17 protein-coding genes and 1 pseudogene are annotated in these 22157 nt (G+C 44.1%); 10 read left to right on the forward strand and 8 right to left on the reverse strand.

The annotated features are described in order from the left end of the window. Together NCCP2222_RS16835 and NCCP2222_RS16840 are read left to right on the forward strand one after the other, a co-directional pair. A partial coding sequence (locus tag NCCP2222_RS16835; protein ID WP_375709208.1) for an exosporium glycoprotein BclB-related protein occupies positions 1 to 653 on the forward strand: 653 nt, incomplete at its 5' end. 169 nt (positions 654 to 822) lie between these two features. Continuing rightward, positions 823 to 1458 carry a hypothetical protein gene (locus NCCP2222_RS16840; protein WP_248513552.1) on the forward strand — a complete coding sequence of 212 codons (636 nt, stop codon included), beginning with the start codon at positions 823 to 825 and terminating at the stop codon, positions 1456 to 1458. Positions 1459 to 1546: 88 nt separating this feature from the next. Here the strand turns inward: NCCP2222_RS16840 and NCCP2222_RS16845 are convergent, their stop codons facing one another. Then, entirely contained in the window at positions 1547 to 1846 is a 300-nt protein-coding gene (locus NCCP2222_RS16845) for a hypothetical protein (RefSeq protein WP_248513553.1), read from the reverse strand. A 495-nt stretch (positions 1847 to 2341) separates the two neighbouring features. On the opposite strand from NCCP2222_RS16845, the gene NCCP2222_RS16850 reads away from it, so the two are divergent. Beyond that, on the forward strand, positions 2342 to 4024 hold the full coding sequence (locus tag NCCP2222_RS16850; RefSeq protein ID WP_248513554.1) for a methyl-accepting chemotaxis protein: 1683 nt from the start codon (positions 2342 to 2344) through the stop codon (positions 4022 to 4024). A gap of 49 nt (positions 4025 to 4073) precedes the next feature. Here NCCP2222_RS16850 and NCCP2222_RS16855 read toward each other — a convergent pair whose 3' ends face one another. Beyond that, complete coding sequence (locus NCCP2222_RS16855) at positions 4074 to 4388, reverse strand: hypothetical protein (RefSeq protein WP_248513555.1); 315 nt, start codon at positions 4386 to 4388, stop codon at positions 4074 to 4076. 606 nt (positions 4389 to 4994) lie between these two features. Between NCCP2222_RS16855 and NCCP2222_RS16860 the strand changes: the two genes are divergently transcribed. Further along, entirely contained in the window at positions 4995 to 6158 is a 1164-nt protein-coding gene (locus NCCP2222_RS16860; protein ID WP_248513556.1) for a hypothetical protein, read from the forward strand. A 13-nt stretch (positions 6159 to 6171) separates the two neighbouring features. Beyond that, complete coding sequence (locus NCCP2222_RS16865; protein ID WP_248513557.1) at positions 6172 to 7413, forward strand: metal-dependent hydrolase family protein; 1242 nt, start codon at positions 6172 to 6174, stop codon at positions 7411 to 7413. A 54-nt stretch (positions 7414 to 7467) separates the two neighbouring features. Here NCCP2222_RS16865 and NCCP2222_RS16870 read toward each other — a convergent pair whose 3' ends face one another. The 3 genes from NCCP2222_RS16870 to NCCP2222_RS16880 are packed head-to-tail and all read right to left on the reverse strand — an operon-like array spanning position 7468 to position 12235. Next, complete coding sequence (locus tag NCCP2222_RS16870) at positions 7468 to 9282, reverse strand: ABC transporter substrate-binding protein (protein WP_248513558.1); 1815 nt, start codon at positions 9280 to 9282, stop codon at positions 7468 to 7470. A 21-nt stretch (positions 9283 to 9303) separates the two neighbouring features. Beyond that, on the reverse strand, positions 9304 to 10800 hold the full coding sequence (locus NCCP2222_RS16875) for an ABC transporter permease (protein ID WP_248513559.1): 1497 nt from the start codon (positions 10798 to 10800) through the stop codon (positions 9304 to 9306). Positions 10801 to 10813: 13 nt separating this feature from the next. After that, positions 10814 to 12235 (reverse strand): ABC transporter permease, encoded by a 1422-nt coding sequence (locus NCCP2222_RS16880; protein WP_375709209.1) that lies wholly within the window; start codon positions 12233 to 12235, stop codon positions 10814 to 10816. Between the two features lie 115 nt (positions 12236 to 12350). Between NCCP2222_RS16880 and NCCP2222_RS20790 the strand changes: the two genes are divergently transcribed. Both NCCP2222_RS20790 and NCCP2222_RS16900 read left to right on the forward strand, forming a co-directional pair. Further along, on the forward strand, positions 12351 to 14093 hold the full coding sequence (locus tag NCCP2222_RS20790; protein ID WP_282570728.1) for an ABC transporter ATP-binding protein: 1743 nt from the start codon (positions 12351 to 12353) through the stop codon (positions 14091 to 14093). Between the two features lie 271 nt (positions 14094 to 14364). Then, a pseudogene (locus NCCP2222_RS16900) lies at positions 14365 to 15575 on the forward strand (IS3 family transposase). A gap of 659 nt (positions 15576 to 16234) precedes the next feature. Here the strand turns inward: NCCP2222_RS16900 and NCCP2222_RS16905 are convergent. From NCCP2222_RS16905 to NCCP2222_RS16915, 3 genes are all read right to left on the reverse strand, one after another. Next, entirely contained in the window at positions 16235 to 16597 is a 363-nt protein-coding gene (locus NCCP2222_RS16905; protein WP_248513560.1) for a hypothetical protein, read from the reverse strand. 26 nt (positions 16598 to 16623) lie between these two features. Next, positions 16624 to 17064, reverse strand: a complete 441-nt coding sequence (locus tag NCCP2222_RS16910; protein WP_248513561.1) for a hypothetical protein — start codon at positions 17062 to 17064, stop codon at positions 16624 to 16626. Between the two features lie 266 nt (positions 17065 to 17330). Beyond that, positions 17331 to 17726, reverse strand: a complete 396-nt coding sequence (locus tag NCCP2222_RS16915; RefSeq protein WP_248513562.1) for an SMI1/KNR4 family protein — start codon at positions 17724 to 17726, stop codon at positions 17331 to 17333. Between the two features lie 347 nt (positions 17727 to 18073). Between NCCP2222_RS16915 and NCCP2222_RS16920 the strand changes: the two genes are divergently transcribed. The 3 genes from NCCP2222_RS16920 (at position 18074) to NCCP2222_RS16930 (ending at position 22153) form a co-directional block, all read left to right on the forward strand. After that, the gene (locus NCCP2222_RS16920) at positions 18074 to 19696 is read left to right on the forward strand and encodes a helix-turn-helix domain-containing protein (RefSeq protein ID WP_248513563.1); all 1623 of its coding nucleotides are present in this window, start codon (positions 18074 to 18076) and stop codon (positions 19694 to 19696) included. 98 nt (positions 19697 to 19794) lie between these two features. Continuing rightward, a complete protein-coding gene (locus tag NCCP2222_RS16925; protein WP_248513564.1) occupies positions 19795 to 21261 on the forward strand; it encodes an aldehyde dehydrogenase family protein in 1467 nt (488 codons plus the stop codon). A 13-nt stretch (positions 21262 to 21274) separates the two neighbouring features. Continuing rightward, positions 21275 to 22153, forward strand: coding sequence for an NAD(P)-dependent oxidoreductase (locus tag NCCP2222_RS16930; protein WP_248513565.1), 879 nt, complete (start codon positions 21275 to 21277; stop codon positions 22151 to 22153). Positions 22154 to 22157: the final 4 nt, after the last annotated feature.

Consider the following 22157-nt stretch of genomic DNA (forward strand, 5'->3'; position numbering starts at 1 on the left):
CTGGACCAACTGGCGCTACTGGCCTACAAGGCATTACCGGAACGACCGGTGCTACGGGACCCACAGGGGAGACTGGATTACAAGGTATTCAAGGGATTACCGGACCAACGGGGCCCACAGGTCCTGCGAATGTCGGAACTATTATTCCATTCGCATCTGGTGTACCTGTGTCACTGACTTCTTTAGCGAGCGGAGTAGCCGGCACTGGCGGTTTAATTGGCTTTGGCAATTCTGGTCCTACACTAAGCGCCCTAGGAACATCTGTTGATCTTACCGGAACCGTCGCCGGACCATTGCTCAATTTTGCATTCTCAGTACCGAGAGCTGGCACAATCACATCAATCTCTGCTTATTTCAGTGTCACATCTGGTGTTTCTTTGGCGCTAGGTTCAATTCGAGTTCGGGCACAACTCTACCAATCTCCAACTCCCAACAATATTTTCACCCCCATTCCAAATGCGTTTGTCGAGCTATCACCTACTCTGGCAGGTACTATTTCTATCGGGAACATTGTCAGTGGACTAACTACAAATTTAAATATTGGCGTTGCAGCACAGACTAGATTGTTACTGGTATTTTCAATCTCTACAATCGGCAATTCTGTAGCAACCACTTTGGCTGGATACGCTAGTGCAGGTGTGGGAATCAACTGAATTACTTCCTCAGATTCTGATATTTAAATTCCGAGAACTTGGATAGCTACTACGATATCCCCCTGCCTTACTTCACAACTTCTTGAACAGCTCACTACATTCCTACTAATCTTTGATTCTGCCAATTCATCACGGTATACTTGTACAAATCGCTAAAAGGAGAGGCTTTATGAAGAAATTTACGTTCCTTTTATTGTTACCGCTACTGCTAATGGCTTGTACAAAAGAGACACCGCCGGATTCTACAGAGGTTCCGTCCAGTCCTGAACAGAATGACTCCCTTCAGTCGGGGAACCTCAACATGAAAGACTATTTCTTGCAGGACGGAACAATCGCTCACTTTCTGGGCGATGGGAATGAGTATGCAACTTACACATTGCGCACGGAATGGCTGGATGATCATCATGTGAATGTATATGAAGATAATGGCGGCATGGAGATGCTTCGCTCGTACCGCTTGGGCGATAATCAAATCACCCTTCTTCAGCAGGAACCGTCCGATGCAGAAGGGGTTGCCACCACATTAGAGTCAATCCGTGACATGCAACCTATTGGGACGTACTTGCAATTTCCATTAGAGATAGGCGATACGTTTGATAAATGGACAGTGACGGCCACCGATGCGGAGCTGGATACACCTCTGCAGCCATTCCAAGACGTCGTCATTATAGAACACACTTATGAAGATGGGGCCGTTTCCCGAGTTTATTTTGCCGAAGGCTTTGGGGAAATTAAACGCGAATATAGCCACAAAACGGATGACAATGAATTTAAAGTGACCTCGGTCATTGAGAGTATTGAATAACGTAAAGATTTCAACAAACAAAGAACGAACTTGACTGGCTACAGGATAGAAACCTCTCCCCTTGTATAGCCAATCAAGTTCGTTCTTTTCATTTTCCGTCAACCCCCGCGAGAGAAGTCAAATCAGTTTCTCCCAAATGCTTTTTCACAATTTCCTGCCCCTTCTCCACTTGATCAATTGTGAATCCTGTATGGCTCAATTCAGCTTGCCAGTTTGCTAAGTATACCCCCATGTCCAATTGCTCGTCCTGTACTGCCACAGCAGCTTCTTCATGCAAATTAAATCCAGCTTTTGCCCAGTCATCTAACAGATAGGCGCTGATTATTATTAAAACTGAACAAGTGACAGCAATACTTGAAAAAAACAAAGCAATCCCTTTACCGCGCATTCTCATTCCCCCAGTCAATTTCTTTCCTTTACTTTACAGCAACTTTTGTATTGATTAAATCAAAAAATTGCGATAAATAACGAGGTATACATAGCTATTTCGGAGAAAAATTCCCCTTCTCTATTTCCTTCGACAGATTAATTTGTCTAATGTTCAGGATGCATGATGAAAATTTCTTTTTTTGCAGGGCATGCGGTAACTTTTGATGTATCTTCTGCTTAATCGAGAATGATAAGAGAAAAGGTAGAAGGAAGTCTTTACTATATTTTTTCTATTTTTATTAAATCTACTTCCAGAAGCAGCCTACACTACTTTCCCGCTATGAAACCCATTCCTTAACAATACTAATAGTTAGTTCCTCTCACTTCCACTCAACAACAAATGAACTAATAGTTAAACTTTACATAGGTCTTTTGAAATGCTATATTTCATTAGTAGTTTACTAGATTCATTCATATTATTAGATTTTATTATCCAGAAAGAAGGAAGAAATGTATGAAGTTCAAACACATTGCAACAAAAATACTTTTCGGCTTCGGAATTGTTATTGTGCTGCTGATCGCATACGGAGGTTTTAACTTCGTAGACAATATGCAGGCGAATCGCCATGTCGATGAAATCATTAACGAACATGCCAAGCTCTTGATTGCCAATGAAAAGCTGTCAGAATCGATGTCTGGCCGTATTTCATCGGCACAAGGTTATATGCTGACAGGCGATCCGAAATACAAAGAGTTATTCGAGAGTTATTCAACAACCGGGAAAGAGAGTGAGGCAATTGTTCGCTCAATTAGCGACTCAGAGGAGTTCGATCAATTAATTAAAAAGACTGTCGCTTGGCGTGAATATATTACAACAAAGGTATTTGAAGAATATGATAAAGGAAACAAAGATGCAGCTTATAATAATCTATTAGCAGTCAGCAATGAGATATCTGATATCAAAAATGGATATGACTCCTTTGCAGATAACAGTGAAGCAAAAATGCAGGAAGTCGGAAAGGAAATCATTGATTCCGGGAACCGTTCCAGCCTAATTGGCGTAGTTGGATCCGTCCTCATTATCCTCCTTTCCATCGCAGTCGCCTTTATCACCGCTCGGAGCATTTCCAAGCCGGTCATTGCCGTGGCGGAACGGATGCGCGTCATTGCAGACGGCGATATTGGGCAAGAACCACTTCACACGATTGCAAGGGATGAAGTCGGCCAGCTTGTAGACGCGATGAATGACATGAACAGTAAAGTCCATGACATTATTAAACAGATTAACGAAGTGGCGAATACAGTCGCTTCTCACAGTGAAGAATTGACCCAATCCGCAAATGAAGTGAAAGCTGGATCTTCCCAAATTGCACTGACTATGCAGGAATTAGCTGCGGGCTCTGAGACACAGGCTAACAATGCAAGCGATCTTGCCATCATGATGGAAATGTTCTCAGGAAAAGTACAAGAGGCAGAGAATAATGGCGAAACGGTACAAACCCATTCGGATGCAGTTCGTACGATGACAGCAGAAGGACAGGAAATGATGGATTCTTCCAATGAACAAATGGATAATATTAACAGCATCGTGCGTCAATCTGTGGAGCAGGTGGAAGGATTGGCAGTCCGGACGGGAGAAATTTCGAAACTGGTGACTGTCATCCATGATATTGCGGAGCAGACAAATTTACTTGCACTCAATGCAGCGATTGAGGCGGCACGTGCAGGAGAACAAGGCCGCGGATTCGCAGTCGTAGCAGATGAAGTACGGAAATTGGCAGAACAAGTTGCCCTTTCCGTCTCAGACATTTCAGGAATTGCCAGCAGCATTCAACAGGAAACGAAAGTGGTCACAGCTGCACTGGCGGACGGATATAAAGAAGTGGAAACGGGATCCGAGCAGATCAAATTAACCAGCATCACATTTGGTAAAATTAATGAAGCGGTCTCCCAAATGAGTGATAATATTACGACTGTCAGCTCGAATTTAAATGACATCGTAGAAAGCACAGGGAAAATCAATATGAAAATCGATGAAATTGCATCGGTTTCCGAGGAAGCGGCTGCCGGAGTCGAAGAGACTTCCGCCTCGGTTCAGCAAACAGCCAGCTCGATGGAGGAAGTGGCATCGAGCTCAGATCAATTGGCACGGATGTCCGAGGAATTGAATAGCCTGGTGAGACAGTTCAAGCTCTAATAATGAAAGCGGAGATCCCCAGGAGGATTCTCCGCTTTTTTAATTGAAACTATGCCGGCGCAACTTCTGTAGTCCTTTTTAGGATTATAATACTCAACCCTTGTGCTATAAATAAAAGTAAAATTAGGATCACCATGTATTCCCGGTACATGTCAAACGCGACCGCCTGAATTACCCGATGATAGCCTTCAATCAACAGCCAGCCAATCGGAAAAACAGGGATGGAATACTTATAGGAAGCATGGAGAATCCTTTTTCCCCTTTCACTTTTCGATTCATTCCCCAGTGTAAACTTCATCGTTGTGTACGTGAAAAATAAAAAAAACGGAATGATACACATACCAAAAATACTTAACCAACTCATCTTGCGTCCCCCTATTCCCCGTGTTTAAAGCACCCACTTCACTCTACCATATTTCGGAAATGTAAACAAAGATAATTCTGTTTACTTTCAGAAAACCTAAATCCCCTGCTCTTGGAAAGCTAAAGAATGTTACTTTATAGGCAGTTCGCTACCCTTACCATAATATTTATAATAATTGTAATTAATACGTCCAAGCAGCTAAGCTTTCTCTACTCGAACTCTATTTAAAATTTTCATTACATCACTCCCCCGACCATTGTTCCGTTTTATTATTTTCTTATATTATTTTTCAATATCAAAGGATAGGGTTGCATTTGAAACGCCTTTTTTCACAACCACCTAAAAATTCAATACTATTGATAAGAAAATTCCTCAAAAATACTCCCAAACCCTTATTCTTAAGCATACCAAGCGTACTAATTCTTTTATTAAATTTATAAACACCTTCCATATAGAAGGCAAAATATTGTATGCGTTTTCATTATAGGAAAATTATTAAATTGCCTAAAAACTATTTACAAATCATTTTTCTCAGTGATATATTGTATATCATATTATTGAGTGAGCGCCATTCGCTCTTACTTTAGCGGAAGAAGGTAGACATCTATGTTATCAAACCCAGTTATCGCCACAACTCTCATTTTCGCGTTGATTGCGCTAGGTGAATGGCTTTCGATTGTATCCAGAGCCCGAATTCCTATGCTGTTGACCGCAATGGTAGGATTTCTCCTTCTGACATGGTTCGGTATTTTCCCGAAGGACTTGTTGGATAAAGCACAATTCCCAGCGCTCGGCGCCCTGTTAATCGGGCCAGCGATTTTGCATATGGGGACCATGATTCCTTTTTCACTGTTAAAAAGCCAAATTAAAGCCGTCATAATTTCACTTGGCGGAGTTATCTTTTCAGGCATACTAATTTTAATTATCATCCCATTGATCTTTGATTACCCTACCGCGGTGGCAGGGATTGGCCCAATCAGCGGCGGCATTATTGCTCTTTTGATTACGACAGACAAATTGACAGAGATTGGTTTATCGAGTCTCGTCATCATTCCCGCATTGATCGTCGCTTTCCAAGGTGTTCTTGGCATGCCGCTCGCTGCAACATTCATGCGAAAATACGCCAAAGTCATTCAAACCGAAATGAACAACGGCACGTATCGTCCGATGGTCACTGAACCTGTAGAAGAAGCAGAAAAGAAGAAAAAAGCAAGTCCCCTTGCAACCAGTGCGACATTAAAATTGTTCTTCATCTTTGTGGGTGCATCCATCGGTGTTGCTCTAGGTTCGGTAACTCCGATCCACTACAGCCTATGGTGCCTTGCAATCGGTGTTATAGGTTTGAAACTTGGCCTATTTGAAGCAAAATCATTAGAGAAGGCAAATTCCTTTACCATTACGATGATTGCTATCATTTTTGTCGTCATCGGGACGATGGCAGGGGTAACGCCAAAAGATGTCTGGCATAACTTGCCGAGTGTCGTTCTTATTCTGGTAATCGGCATTTTCGGTATCGCTCTAGGCGGCTTCCTTATGTCCAAGCTCGTCGGGTGGCATCCTTATAAAGGAATGCCGGTCGCACTGACCGCCCTATTCGGCTTCCCGGGAGACTACATCTTATGTGAAGAAGTGAGCAGAAGCATTGCAAAGGATGAAAAAGAAGAAAAGGCGATTTTCAATGAATTGCTTGCACCGATGCTAATTGGCGGGTTTACAACCGTAACCGTCGCATCCGTCATCATCGCCGGTATTTTAGTGAAAACATTATAATGGAGGGATTTACATGGTTAGAAAAATTGTAAAGAACGGTCTTATTATAGATGGAACAGGTAGCGAGCCGAAGAAAGGCCAAATTGTCGTCATCGTAAACAATCGAATTGAGTTTATTGGAAAGGAAGAAGACTTTCAGGCGAGTGGCGATGAAACGGTGATTGATGCCCAAGGCGGCACGATTCTTCCGGGTTTCATTGACACACATGTCCATATGATGCTCGAATTCTCACCGATTGCCGAGCGCCTTGCAACGCCGTTCTCGTTCATGTATTACCAAGCGGCCGAATACTTAAAAACGACACTACATGCCGGCATCACGTCCGTCCGGGATGCACTCGGAACCGATTTAGGCGTAAAAAAAGCAGTGGACGAAGGATTAATTGCTGGACCACGCCTCCAATTGAGCATCAACGCGCTTACCATTACAGGCGGACACGGAGATGGCTATACTGTTTCCGGAAATGTAGTCGACCTGCTTCCATCTGATTACCCAGGCATGCCAAGCGGCGTTTGTGATGGTGTAGAAGAAGTGCGGAAGAAGACGCGCGAAATGCTTCGGGCTGGCGCTGAAGTCATCAAAGTCCATGCAACAGGCGGCGTGCTGAGTGCGACCGATCATCCTGAATTTACTCAGTTTTCTCTCGAGGAATTAAAAGTCATTGTTGAAGAAGGCAAATTCCGTAAAGGTGTAAAAGTAATGGCGCATGCGCAAGGCGCGGAGGGAATTAAAAACGCAGTGCGTGCCGGCATTCACTCGATTGAGCATGGAATTTTCATTGATGACGAGGCGATTGAACTGATGCTGGAAAACGGCACATATCTTGTCCCTACTCTTTTAGCTCCTGTTGCGGTTTTAGAAACGGCTGAAGAAACAGGCATGCCGGAAACAGCTGTCCAAAAATCAAAAGAAGTGATCGATATCCATGTCGCAAGCTTCAAAAAGGCACACGAGGCTGGAGTTAAAATCGCCATGGGGACAGACGCTGGTGTCTTTAAACATGGCACGAACTTGCGTGAACTCGGCTTAATGGCAGACGCTGGCATGACCCCAATGGAAACAATCGTCGCTTCTACGAAAACGGCAGCGGAATGCCTTGGCTGGGAAGATCGCCTTGGCACATTGGAAGCTGGCAAACTGGCTGACTTGATCATTGTCAAAGGCAATCCTCTTGAAGATATTCACTCTCTTGCGGACAACGATACAATTCAGGTTGTCGTGAAAGATGGTAAAGTGGAGAAAGATATTCGATAATCACCATAAAATACAGCCCCCATGTGAAACTTCACAATGGGGGCTGTTACTAGTTTATTCAGCTTGATAATTAGTTAGAAATTCTTTCACTTTTGCTGCATCTGCCGTTAATTCATTTCCTGTATCAACTAACGGGCTAACAGTGGAATATGCTTTTTTCTTATTCCCTTGGTAGAAGTTCAAGAATTCCTCTTGATTGATGGAATAGAGAACCGCCTTCCGCAAGTTTTCACTCTTTGCAACAGCCCGGTCAGAATTATTATTAAATAACAGATAAGCGACCGCATTGCTGTCGTTCTTTTGCAAGACTAATTTGTCATCATTCTCTACTAGATCATACTTTGTTTCCGGTATCCCGTTAAAGAGATGGATCTCGCCATTACGCAATGCAGATAATGCACTGTCCGGATCTTCAATGAAACGGACTGTCACCTGTTCAATCTTCGGCTCAAATTCACTACCTGCATGATACGCTGGATTTTTTACGAATTCCGCTTGATAATCATTTTTGGTTACGAGAATATAAGGTCCGCTTGCGTACAGATGATTGTTGTACGTTGTCCCTTCCGTTACAGTCCGTTGATCGCCATACGCGATATCTTTATCTGGATTGAATGACGCAACATCGTATGTGTTGATGCTTTCCACTTGTTTTTTCGAAACGATGCCGGCAGACTGATGCGCCAAATAGTTCAGCACTTGCGGGAACGGCTCTTTTGTCGTCACTTTGATAACTTGGTATTTACCCGAGCTGTTATCCGCTTTCGTTTTGTCTTCCACTAATTCTTCTATTTTCGTTTCAAGTCCCTGCTCCAATGCTTCGCGGATGGAACCTTCGCCCCCTGATTGCTTTGCATTGTCTAATGCTGATAAGTCGTTCACAATTTCAACCTTTTCCATGCTCTCATGCAAACTATAGGTCCGATGATCCGGAACAGAATCCTTGTCTTTTGCCCGGTTTAATGAAAATAGTGCATCCTCTGCGCCAACACGCTCGCCCGTATCCACCGCTTTTCCGTCTTCCACTTTGGCAAAATGAATGTCGTCGCGAAGCAGGAAATAATACTCTGAATTTCCATCGGCAATTGCATAATTATAAGAAAGAGATCCGTCGGAGACGACTTGGTCATCATCCGTCAAGTTCACGAGGCGCACATATATATTTGTGTTCAATGTGTTAATGGAGCCGTCATTCCCCTTTATCGGATCCAGTGAAGTCAATGATCCGATTGCTTGTTGGGTAACTAATGGATCAGTTGTACGCTTGGCGGCATCATTGAAGTCGATCGTCTCCCATGCAATCGCCCGTGATTTCGCTAACCGTACCGTATCCGGGTTTAATACATCCTTATTGATTCCTTGCGCTTTATAGGAAATATAGAGCGGTGCGATATATGCCTTCTCACCAACGATACGCTGCTCAAGCTCTTTATACGTCTTTTTATATTCATCAGGCGTTTCGGTGCTAGCCTTTTCAATCAATTTATCTACTTCTTCATCTTGAATATTGCTATTGTCACCATCCGATTTGAATAAGGAGCGGACCGCATAATCTGGATTCCCGGTGACTGTTGTCCAGCTGGAAAGGGCAATATCAAAATTTCCGGCTTCCCGTTGCGCTTTAAAGCTGCCATAATCGGGCTGGATATTTAATTTGACATCAAATCCATTTTTGATCAGTTGATCCCGCACAATATTCATGTCTTCTTCGCCGCTACTAGTTCCAAGCAATTCAATCTGCACCTTTTCGCTTGGGCCATTGCCTTTGCTGTCAGTCTCAGCTTCTTTTGAAACATCTGTCTTCGTCTTCACGCAACCTGCCAATACAACGACAAGAGCGAGTGTCAGCGCCAATAATTTTTTACCCATGTAAATCCTCCTCTGTTTTATTTAATCAAGACGTGGGTCCAGCGCATCCCGCAATCCATCTCCTAAGAAATTGAACGACAGGACAAGCAAGATAATCGCAAGACCCGGGAAAATTGCTAAATAGGAGTTTGATTCCAAATACGTACTCCCAACCCGTAAAATGTTGCCCCATTCTGGTATATGAGGTTCAACGCCAAGACCTAAATAACTCAAGCTGCTTGTCGCAATAACTGCTCCACCAATCGTTAAGGTTGCCTTCACGATCATCGGCGCTAACGAATTCGGGATAATCTGCTTAAAAATAATGGAGAAATCCGATGCACCTAGAGCCCGTGCAGAATCTACAAAATCATAGTTAGACACCATGAGAACATTCGCCCGCATCGTCCGTGCGTAGGTCGGAATGGAGCCAAGGCTGAGCGCGATAATCAAGTTCACGGTATTCGCGCCGAATGCGGCAATGATGGCGATGGCGAGCAAAATTCCCGGAATGGCATAAAGCACATCGAGCAGCCGCATGATCCAATTATCGGTCCGATTGCTGTAATAACCAGCAATGCCGCCTAAGCAACCACCGATGACAGCCGGTATAACCGTGGACGCAAATCCCACTAGTAAGGAAATCCTCGCTCCAAAAATGATTCTTGAAAACACATCGCGGCCAAAATTATCCGTACCGAACGGATAGACCAAGCTCGGCGCTTGTAAAATGTTGGCGTAATCATTCTCTACTGCAAGGTCGTAATCAAATGTATATCGGCTGACAACCGAAATGGCCAACATAAGAATGATGAAAAACATCCCGAACACAGCCATCGTATTGCGGGTAATCTTTCCCCATGTCGCATCCCACTTCGCAATGCGTGAACTTTCAGTGCTCCTTACTTTCATCCATAAGCTAATCCCCAGCAGCAGTGCGAAGAGATTGCCCGTGAGCGCTGTCAGCGCCGTAAAGATGGCAATCAGTCCGAGCCATTTAGGCAACTGACCTTCTCGCATCGTTGTCGCAACGATAATAAGAACAGCCACTTGAAACACCAAGACGAGCAGCAAAACGAGCATCGCCATCGGGAATGAGTCGGTAACGTATGGTTTGAATACGTTGAACGCGGAGATTGCTATGACAAAAAGTTGTGTGAGTGCCATGTAGACTGCGAATGTGTACTCCGGTGTCTTACGCTCATTAATTAGATGGAGCGAAAAAGCAGCAGTGAACACATTGCCTGTCACTAAACTAAACAATTGGATATAGCCGAGCCTCCGAGTTCCTCGCTGGATGTCTCCGTAAAGAAGGATATCCCTTTTTATTCGCCAAGCGATAAACAGCTGCAATAAAGCTGTGATGAAATATGCGCCAAATAGAGCGAGTACATACGGTTTGATTTCACCTGCCCTGAACGAAAAGCTGTTCAAGAGAAACACCAGTGAAATGAGTAAGGTGAGAATCCAAGTAAAATTTGCTTGTGGATACTCCTTTGACATCGTCAATAACTGTCGGTTGATCCGTTTCTCCTTCATCTTTCCACCTGCTTTATGATTGTTTCATTTTTGAACGGATTCGCGGATCCAGGAATGCGTACATAATATCGATGAACAAGTTTACTAGTGAGATCGTAATAGCAATGTAGACGACACCGCCCATAATTGCCGGTATATCCGGAATAAACTGCTTATCGACGATATAACTGCCAATCCCTTTAATGTTGAAAACTTTCTCCGTTACAGCTGCGCCGCCTAACATCCCGCCAAATAACAGACCGATCACTGTAATGACGGGTATGAGGGCATTTCCTACAGCATGCTTCCAAAGCATTTGGCCTTTCGTCAATCCTTTGGCTTTCGCTGTGACCATATAATCCTCATGGATGATTTCCAGCAAAGAGGATCTCATCATCCTTGCAATCGAGGCAGTCAACCCTGTCCCCAAGACAACGACCGGCATAATGAGCGACAAGGCATTGCCGGGACTATAAGTGGCAGGAAGCCAATTCAGCTTGATCGAAAAGCCTAAAATAAAGATGAGTCCTTGCCAAAAGTTCGGAATCGATAATCCAATCAATGCAATCAGCATAAATGTCATATCTAAAAGCGTATTAGGCCGCATCGCAGATAAAATACCGACTGGAATAGCGATAACAATCGCCATCAGCACGGAGAAAATCGCGATGGTGATCGTAACCGGAAACTTATTCGCAATGCTAGATGCCACATCTTCACTGCCAGTAAACGATGTACCAAGATCAAAAGTGGCAATTCCTTTCAATGCATTCCATAACTGTTGCCAATACGGCAAATCCAATCCATGGATACGATTAAAAGCTGCAATTTGTTCTTTTGTAGCTGATTCACCCAATATGTTGGATGCGGGATCGAAGGGAGATATGTAAAGGATACTAAAAACGAGAATCCCTACCCCTAAAATGACAAATACACTTTGGACAAGCCGTTCTGCTCCATATTTCAAAAACGGATTACTAAGCAAAAACAGCAAGGCGTACATGAGAAGACCAGGAAGCAAGGAGATCATCAAGAACGTTGGTTTTCCTAGAAGGGAATAAACATAACCGGTATACGATTCTCTCTGCAGCCCTTGTTGCGCAAGCCTTTCACTCGTTATCCGCACAGATTCTCTTTCATACCTTTCAGCAGATAGTTCCTCGGCCTGTCTATGAATCCTCTCGGGAATCGATTGTTCGTTGAAGAAAGCAGCTTTCCTCCTCAACTGATCTACATATTCTGCCTGATAAGCTTCCTTTCTCCCCTCATCCATCAACTCCCGCTTCACTTTTGCCAATGTCACTTCGTATGTATTGTCTTTCTTTTTCAAAACATAAATGACATAAAGAAAAAGATGAAGAGGCAAACCTGCCAAATAAATTAAGAAGCGATACATGGACTTGCTCTGAGAATCCCGATAAGTTTTTTGCAGCTTACTAGACAATCCAACTATCACCAAATTCCCTCCTCCGCTTATATTGTATAATCCCTATCGGTATACTATACTATATTCAAACATGAATTAGTTGTCAAACTAGTTTTTTGATTATGAAAGGCAGGAGGTTTTGGGATTGTCAGATATACTATTGCGAGTTAACGATTTATGCGTTTCTTTCACAACGAGAAATGAGGAATTCGAAGCAGTTCGCGGAGTTAGTTTTGAGTTAAAGAAGGGAGAGGTCTTGGGTATTGTAGGTGAATCAGGAAGCGGAAAAAGTGTTACTGCACGTTCTATCATGCGACTTCTCCCTTCGCCCCCTTCCTATCTAAAAAGAGGCATCATTGAATTTCAGGGGCAAGATCTTTCATTAAAAACGGAAAAAGAGATGGAAGCCATACGGGGAAAAGAAATCGGAATGATCTTTCAGGATCCGATGACATCCTTAAATCCGACCATTCGAATCGGCAAGCAGATATCCGAGAGCTTGATCAAGCATGCGGGAATTTCGAAGGGAGAGGCAAAACAAGAAGCGATCAAATTATTATCACGTGTTGGCATTAGCAACAGCGAGACGCGGTATCATCAATATCCACACGAATTTTCAGGTGGCATGCGCCAACGCGTCATGATTGCTATTGCTTTGGCATGCAAACCATCTCTTTTAATTGCAGATGAGCCGACTACAGCCTTGGATGTCACGATTCAAGCACAAATATTAGAATTAATGAAAGATATGAAGAAACAGTTGGATACATCCATTATTCTTATCACCCATGACTTAGGTGTTGTAGCAGGGATGTGTGACCGGGTCGTTGTAATGAAAGAGGGCAAAGTTGTTGAAACAGGTAAAACTATCGACATATTTGAGAGCCCGCAGCATGCCTATACGAAAAAATTGCTAAACGCATTACCACGTCTCAATCAAAAGAAGAAACCTAAACGGACTCCCCATGTAAAGGCGGGAGTCGATTCGACGATTCCACTTCTTCGGGTCAACTCGTTAAGCAAACACTTCGAAAACGGCAATGGTATTTTAACTAAAGCAGTTGACGATATCAGCTTTCACATTTATCCGGGCGAAACACTAGGACTTGTCGGCGAATCCGGATCTGGCAAATCGACGACTGGCCGTTCTATTTTACGACTTAGTGAGCCGTCAGCGGGAGAGATTTTATACCAAGGAATTGCAGTGGATCGATTAAACGTAAAAGAAATGAAAATGATGCGACGTCACATGCAAATGATTTTTCAAGATCCTTATTCATCCTTGAATCCTCGTTTCAAAGTGGTAGATATCATCGGTCAGGCACTCGATATTCATAAGTTAAGCAAATCAAAAGCAGACCGTCTAAAGCGAGTGGAGGAACTGCTTGAGTTAGTTGGTCTTGATTCTTCACATGCATTCCGATATCCTCATGAATTTTCGGGCGGTCAGCGACAGCGAATTGGAATTGCACGTGCATTGGCAGTAGAACCCGATTTCATTGTCTGCGATGAACCGTTGTCTGCACTCGATGTTTCCATCCAAACGCAGATTGTCGAACTGTTAGAAGATCTTCAACACCGACTCGGCCTGTCCTATTTATTCATTGCACATGACTTGTCCATGGTGAAACATATAAGCGACCGAGTGGCTGTTATGTACGCAGGAAAAATTGTCGAGCTGGCGGAAAGTGAAGAATTGTATAACAATCCGTTGCACCCTTATACAAAATCCTTGCTTTCTGCTATACCTATTCCCGATCCGCAGGTAGAAGCAAATAGGCAAAGACGGCGACAAGGAAACTATTTAAGCAGCGACAGTTATTCAATAAAAGATTCGAAATTAGTTGAAGTAACTGCAGGGCATTGGGTGGCAAAAGTGGTGGAGTAAACAGAGGTTATTAAGCGGAAAAATATCGGCAGTCATTGGCTGCCGATTTTTTCAAGAAATTTGAGCTGGCAGCATCTTTCAAAATTTAAGCGAGCTATGAGCACTCCATATAAGGAATGGAGCACTTCTAGTAATATACGAGAGGTTCGCCGACAGATACGAGCGGTTACCGGGATATACGAGTGGTTCTGAAGGTAGTATAAAAAGTGGACACGGTTTTGTGAGTGTGTTTCGATTGAGACACGAATAAAACGGACGGAGTTGTGCCCAAATGAGTAAACGAATTGACGATGCGTTGAAGGAGCATTTAATTAAACTTGTAGTAGAAGAAGGAAAGAAACAGACAGAGGTTTCTCGGGAAATGGGAGTCGGTGTTAGCACCTTGAGAAGATGGGTAAGCGACTACCGGAAGAAGCAGCAGGCAGAACAGAACGGCCAGGAATACCTCACACCGACTGAGCAGATGAAACGGCAACGAGCGTTGGAGAAAGAAATTCGGGAACTGCAGGAGGAAAATGAAATCTTAAAAAAGGCCATGCACATCTTCTCCAAAAACCCGAAGTAATCTATGCGTTTATCGAGAAGCATTCGGAAGAATACCGCGTGAATAAGATGTGCAAAGTGCTCGGTGTGTCAAAAAGCGGTTACTACAAATGGCTTGGCAGACAGAAAAGCGACACGCAACTCAAAAAGGAGAAGGCACAAGCCCAAATCAAACGGATCTTCCATGCGAAAAGAGAAGTGTATGGCAGTCCACGAATCAAGAGAGAACTGGAGAAAGTAGGCATGGTTTTATCCGAGAAGACTGTCGCGAACTACATGCACGAGCTTGGACTATCTGCGACGGTTCCGTTCAAATATACCGTGACGACCCAATCCAATCACGAACATCCCATCTATCCCAATCTGTTAAACCGGGAGTTTCATGCGGAAGCACCCAACCGAGTGTGGGTCGTGGATATCACCTACATTTGGACAAGCGAGGGTTGGCTGTACTTGGCGACCGTCATGGACCTATTCTCCCGAAAAATCATTGGCTTTAATCTGGCTACCACCTTAAGCAAGGAGCTGCCGCTCTTGGCATTAGAACGGGCCTTTCAGTTTCGCTCGCCAGAAAAGGGATTGATCCATCACTCCGACCAAGGGTCACAGTATGCATCCCATGACTATATTGCCCTCCTCACGGAGAAGCAGTGCAAAATCAGCATGAGCCGCAAGGGTGACTGTTATGACAACGCATGTATTGAATCTTTTCACGCGACCATTAAGAAAGAACTAATCTATCGCCGGGGTTTCAAAACGAAGAAAGAAGCGGGAAAAGTGGTGCTAGAGTATATTATCTCCTTTTACAATGAACAGCGAAGCCATTCGACATTGGCATACCAAACACCAAATGAATTTGAGAGGTTGTACGAAGAGTCACGGAAGAAAAATGGGCAAGAACCACTCGCAACTTTCGTGGAAGAGCAGTTGTCACTTTAACTGCTCTTTCACGAAAGTACACCAAGCGAAGCGCGGTAGGCATTTGAAAGTGAACCGCTCACGAAAACGTGTCTACGAACTTGACAGAAGTCCAGTTCGCCGACAGATACGAGCGGTTACCGGGATATACGAGTGGTTTGCCGACGGATACGAGCGGTTGGCGGAATATACGAGTGGTTCGCCGGCGGATACGAGCGGTTGGCGGAATATGCGAGTGGTTCGCCGGAATTTATGAGCGCTCGCCCGTTTTCGCTGGTCGTGGAAATTAACAGATCATTGCCTGCACCAAGTCGCGTTGCATGCCTTTGACCAATCAAGAATTTGACTTGATATACCTTTGTATAAAAACATTATGACTGTCGGATTGAAATACGAGTTGCCCACCAAATTATAAGAGCGGTGCGGGACGAGATACGAGCAGTTAGCCGGAACAATCGAGAGGTCACAGGAATATACGAGCTGTCGCGGGAGGAATCGAGCTGTTGCTGGGATATACGAGTGGTTCGCCGGAGTATACGAGCGGTTAACGTGAATATTCGAGTGGTCACCGGAATTTACGAACGATGCGCGGAACCATTCGAGCACCCCACCTAACGATGGAACGACCATCAAAAGAAAAAAGACCTCAACATGTGAAGTCTCTTCAGGCGGTGCATCCACTACAGTTCTTCTTCATTCTCCTCATCCTTTTGCTTTTTCGCTTCCACATAATTATCCCCCGAAATATGGCCGAACACATTGATCGTAATCTCGAAAGTCACTTGCTCTGCGTCCAGTGTCCGGACGGTCGCGTTTTCGAAAATCAATCCGCCAAAGCTGGCAGGTTCGCGTCCCGGGTTGTCGACCACTTTGACTTCAATGCCGTGAGTCTTCTCCGCATACCGGATCAAGTCTTCATCCGCGTGGCCAAAATAGTTGCCTATTTGATTAAACAAGAGGACGACACCGATTACGATGATGCCAATGGTGATAACAAAGATACCTGTAAGGATGCCAAGTATTTTCATGATGTCTTTTTTCATACGAATCCTTTCCTATAACAGCCTCTTCACGCCTTCACAAATATTTTTCCGAACACCCTTACATTGACGATCATTTTTGTAACCCGGGGAGAGGCAAAATCGTGTCCAGACCAATTATTGAAGTACTCTCCTTCCAATTCAACTGTGCCAAGGGGAATAAATCTAGTAAACGAAGGAAGGTCATTTGTGGGATATAATTCTATAAATACGTCAGACCCAGTAATAAGACATTTCTCTAGCTTAAAGTCTTTTAGCTTACTCTTCTTTAATTCACTTACAAGTTCGCTTGATACAATAAAGGCAGGTGTTGACTCTAAAATGTCATCTCCTAGCCAACCCTCAACTTCATAATGCAAGAATTTTATCTTCCCTGAAATACCCATTTCCGCAATATCTTCATCTGTTCCATAAATCGTTTCTATACCATGAAAGCCTGACACTTTCGGCTCCAAAAAATAAAGTATCATTATAATTTTGTCCTTTTTATTTGTCCTTTTTCTTTTTATAGATTATTGTTTCCCGTACACAACCAGAACCTTCGCAGCACCATTATCCATTAGACTATTACACTTTTCTTAACTAATAACCTTCAGAACTCATTTCATCTGTCCCACGCTCTTTTATCAATCGCTCTAGTGAGAGTCTGCTGAGGAACATGATATGGATGATTATCAGGTAGAAATACATGGTATAGTATAATCTCCAAATCTCTCACCACCTATTATCGCTTCAATTAATAGTTAATGGGAAATTCATTCGTTACCCAATCCAATAGATCAGGTGATAAGACAGTGGCGTTTTTGGGATTCATATCACCGGCGTCGACTAGCAATACTTCCATCGCTTCTAGCTCTTGACGCATTAAAAAAACGTTGCCTCCACCATCATCCCCAATTGCAACATACCCACCTGCATATTCACTTACTTCCCACGTCTCGTTTCTTTCCATAAGGTCTTCCGTTCCGTAAATAACTAAACCCCCGCCAAGTGAAAGTCCATTGGTAGAAGTAAGCAATTCCTTATATCCATTGGGCAACGTAACATTCATTTCACTCTCCAGTGTTACTATCTCCCTACCATCTGCTGAAGTATTTCTTTGTAAGCCTGTTTTCATCGGAAATTTAATCATTTTACAAAGCGCACCTCTATATCAATTAGAAATAATACTGCATCCAAACATCTTCCATAAAACCTATTTCGAGATGTATTCAACATCGTTTTCGATTACTCCTTTTATTCCACTTCTTTCTTAATAAAAGAATTCAGGACTCTTAACAATAAAATAAGCTATTCCGCACCGAAGAAACATTTCCCTAGCCATCTGGCAAACTGCTCACACAACTTCCTGCCATTTATCTAGCATGAATACCTATTCCAGTATCCTGTTTTCCAACAATCTTTCTATTAACCTACTCCCATCCCATCCTATTTTCCTCTATAGTTGTCATAACAATACTTTCGAAATGAGGGTGTAGAATGGTGAAACTGACGTATGAACAGTGCCAGCAGCTGTTCAATTTGAATGCTTTGTTGACGCAGAGCTTGGATGAGCAGCGGGTGCTTAACAATTTGATGTCCGCGGCGATGGGTTTAGTGGAGCGGGCGGATACGATTATTATTTATGAGTGGCATAAGGATGGGTTTTTACGTTATTCAGATGGCATCGGTGTCAAAGAAACTTCGATTCAACAGATCAAGTTTCGTCCTGGTGAATCCATTACGGGACGGGCTTTCGAGGAGAGACAAATTTACAATGTTGCCCTGGCGAAGGCGAAAGAGTTTATGGGAAACATGTCTCCGACAAATGCCCGTTATTTTAGTGAGGCGGTTGGCCATCGCGAAATCCAAAGTGTGCTCGCAGCTCCGCTCATTTATCAGAATAAAAGTATTGGTGTACTGGTAGTGGATAATTTCAATACCCACGATGAAGAATTCACGGAAGAGGAGACCCTCATCATTAAAATACTGGCAGATCAGGCTGCTATCGCCCTGACAAACAGCCGGATCTATAAGGAATTGGAGCAGCGCAATGCCGATCTACTGACGATCCAAGAAATCCATCATCGGTTTTCGGCCATTCTTTTGGAAGGCAAAGGAATTGAGCAGATTGTTGAGGTGCTGAACCGAATCCTTACCACCCCTGTCTCGTATGACGAAAGAAACGAGAGAGATAGCCTTGTATTTCCGATTGTCTCGTCGAATGAAACTCTGGGCTATTTTCTTCTCTCGCAATCGTTCGAGAACTATCCGAGCTTGGAGAAAGTAGCGATTGAGCAGGCATCGAATGCTATTGTTCTTGAATTAATTAAACAGAATAATCTTTTCGAACGGGAGACTAAGTTGAAAGAAGAGCTGTTCCTTACATTAATGGAAGGGACTTGGGACCATCAGCTAACGTACTATCCAAAGTTCAACAAGCTGAAAAACTACAAGACGGTCACTTGCATTCTCATTGAAGGCAGAGACAAGCCGCTTTGGCTCCATGATTCATTGATTTCCAAAGAACGGGTCATGCGTAAAGTGGAAAGTACGTTGCAGCGGCTGGATGCCGATATCATTGTCTTTAATCGGGGATTCACTGTGCTTGTCCTCGTGCCTCGGCTATCACCGTCCCTATCCAACGGACTCAAAGAGTTATCCCGGCAAATTCCCGAACAGGACATGGTAATTGGAATTGGTCGAAATGTAGCGGTTCAACAAGTCGGCGAAAGCTACCGGGAAGCTCAGGATGCGTTGCAGCTTGCCAAGAAATCACGGGAACGGCATATCATCCGCTTTGAAGAGTTAGGTTTTGAAAGATTATGGCATAGTGTCGATACCGAGACCTTGCGCCAATATGTGGAGGATCATTTAGGGCCTTTGCTGTCAGGTGATTCGGCTGATTTGGAGACACTTCGGACGTATCTTCAATTGAATTGCCGACATAAAGAGACGGCTCTGCAATTATGCATTCATCAAAATACACTGGCATATCGATTGAAAAAGATAGAAGATCTCCTTTCTATCGATTTGCACGACAAAAAAGCGCTTGTCTGCCTAATCACTGCTTTTGAAATTGTAGACTATTTGCCGTCGCATGCTGTGGGAATCCACAAATAAAACTAAAGATTTTTGTAGAATACAACATACCCTCTCTTTTATCTAAATTTTATAATTAGTGAAAGCGTTATCAGATTATAAAGGGAGAGGATTATCAAATGCACGGAACAGAATTGGCACCAATCTATCAAAACTATATTAACGGCAAATGGGTATCTTCGGAAACCGGAGAATTGTACGAAAGCATTAATCCAGCAAATACTAGCGAAGTGCTCGGCCGCTTTCCAAAATCTTCGATTGATGATGTCAGACTTGCCATCGAGGCAGCTAAAGAAGCGTTCCCAGGCTGGGCAAATACAGCTGCTCCCCAGCGCGGTGAAGTGATTTTCAAACTAATCCACTTACTAGCGCGAGATAAAGAAGAGCTGGCATACACGATTACGAAGGAAGTCGGTAAGTCCATTCGCGAAGCACGCGGTGAAGTGACAAAAACGATTCAGGCGATGAAGCAGTTTAGCGGCGAGGCAACCCGGCTAGCGGGAGAAACTCTTCCTTCTTACAATGAAGAGATTTTTGCGTATACGATCCGGGAACCACTTGGTGTGGTTGGCGTGATTGCGCCGTATAACTTCCCTCTCGGAATAGGCGTGTGGAAAATCGCTCCGGCGATCATCGCTGGAAATACGGTCGTCTTCAAGCCTGCCAGCACCACATCGCTCATCAGCGTAAAAATCATTGAACTGTTTGAAGAAGCAGGCGTTCCGGCAGGTGTCATCAATATGGTATTCGGCTCTGGTTCTGTTATTGGCAAGGAATTCGGTGAAAATAAAGAGCTGAAAGCCGTCTCCTTCACTGGATCTACTGATGTCGGGGTGGCCCTTGGCAAAGCGGTCACACAGCACGGCGGTAAAATGCAGGCGGAAATGGGCGGGAAAAATCCGGCCATCATTTTAGAGGATGCTGATTTGGATCTCGCGGTCGACAGCATTGTCACAAGCGGTTTTTATGATAACGGCCAGCGTTGTACCGGGACAAGCCGATTATTTGTCCCAAAATCGATTTACCGGGAAGTTGTGGACCGGCTTGTCGCCAAAGCAGAATCTTTTATTATTCAAGATGGCTTGAATGAAGAGACGACGAACGGCCCCGTCATTGATGAAAACCAGCTGAATACGTATTTGCACTATGTTCAAACCGCCATTGATGAAGGCGCTACACTTGAAACGGGTGGCAAGCGATTGACAGATGGCGACCTGAAAAACGGCTATTTTGTCGCACCTACTGTGTTCAGCAATATGCGTCCGGACATGACGATAGCGAGGGAAGAAATCTTCGGGCCTGTCATTGGCGTATTTGAAGTAGAAGATTACGAAGAAGCACTCGCGATGGCGAATGATATCGAATTTGGCCTTTCTTCGACCATTTATACAAAAGACTTGGAGAAGGCATTCCATTTTGTACGCAATATCCAATCCGGCGTCACGCATGTGAATCTGCCGTCGACTTACTTTGAGAATCACTACCCGTTCGGCGGCAAGAAAGAGTCCAGCATCGGACCTCGGGAACAAGGAAGCACCGCACTTGATTTCTGGACAGATTTGAAAACAGTGTATATGAAGCCGTGAGGGGGATGCCACAATGAAAATTCGAATGATTGGCTGCGGGGCAATGGGCGCCGGAATGGTGAAAAATTTACTGAAGAATGGTTTTGAAGTGACGACTTTTGATCCGGATCCTGCGAAGCAAGATCAGATGATGAAACTCGGAGCTAGGCCCGTATCTTTACCCGTCATGGACGCATCATCCATTGATGTGGTTCTCCTGTCACTCCCGACTTCCTTGCTTGTGGAAGAGACGCTCATGACACTTTTGCCGCACTTGAAAAAAGACGCCTTTGTGTTAGATATGAGTACGACAGATGTCGGAGTCACCAAGCGGCTGTCTGACCTGGCGCAGGAAGCAGGCGTCTATTACTTGGACTGCCCTGTCAGCAATGGACCTGCAGGTGCGAATGACGGAACCTTAACGATTATGGTCGGAGGAGAAGAGCATGCATTCCAATCGGTTTTGCCGGTACTCCAATCTATCGGAAAGGAAATTCGCTATATCGGCTCGTCCGGATCCGGCCAAGTCGTCAAGCTGTGCAACAATATGATGGTTGCCGGGATTATGGTGCTTTTAAGCGAAACACTGCTGACCGGGGCTAAGAATGGCGTGGACCCGAATAAAATCGCAGAGCTCATGTCGATAGGATCTGCACAAAATAAAGTTCTCTCTGTATTCGGGCCCAACCTGTTAAACGATACGCATGACGACGTGAAATTCTTTCTAGGCCATATGACGAAGGACATCAATCTCTATTCGTCCATGTCCCGAGAGGTGCATTCCCCCGCACTGCTCAGTTCCGTCGTTGAACAGCTGTATGAGGTGGCAAAGGCTCAGGGGAAAGGGCATTTGGACACAAGTGCTGTAGGGCAAGTAGTCGAATGGATGGGAAATACTAAAATTTGCAATTAGATAA

Origin of the sequence: Sporosarcina sp. NCCP-2222 (assembly GCF_023168145.1) — a bacterium.
Classification (GTDB): domain Bacteria; phylum Bacillota; class Bacilli; order Bacillales_A; family Planococcaceae; genus Sporosarcina.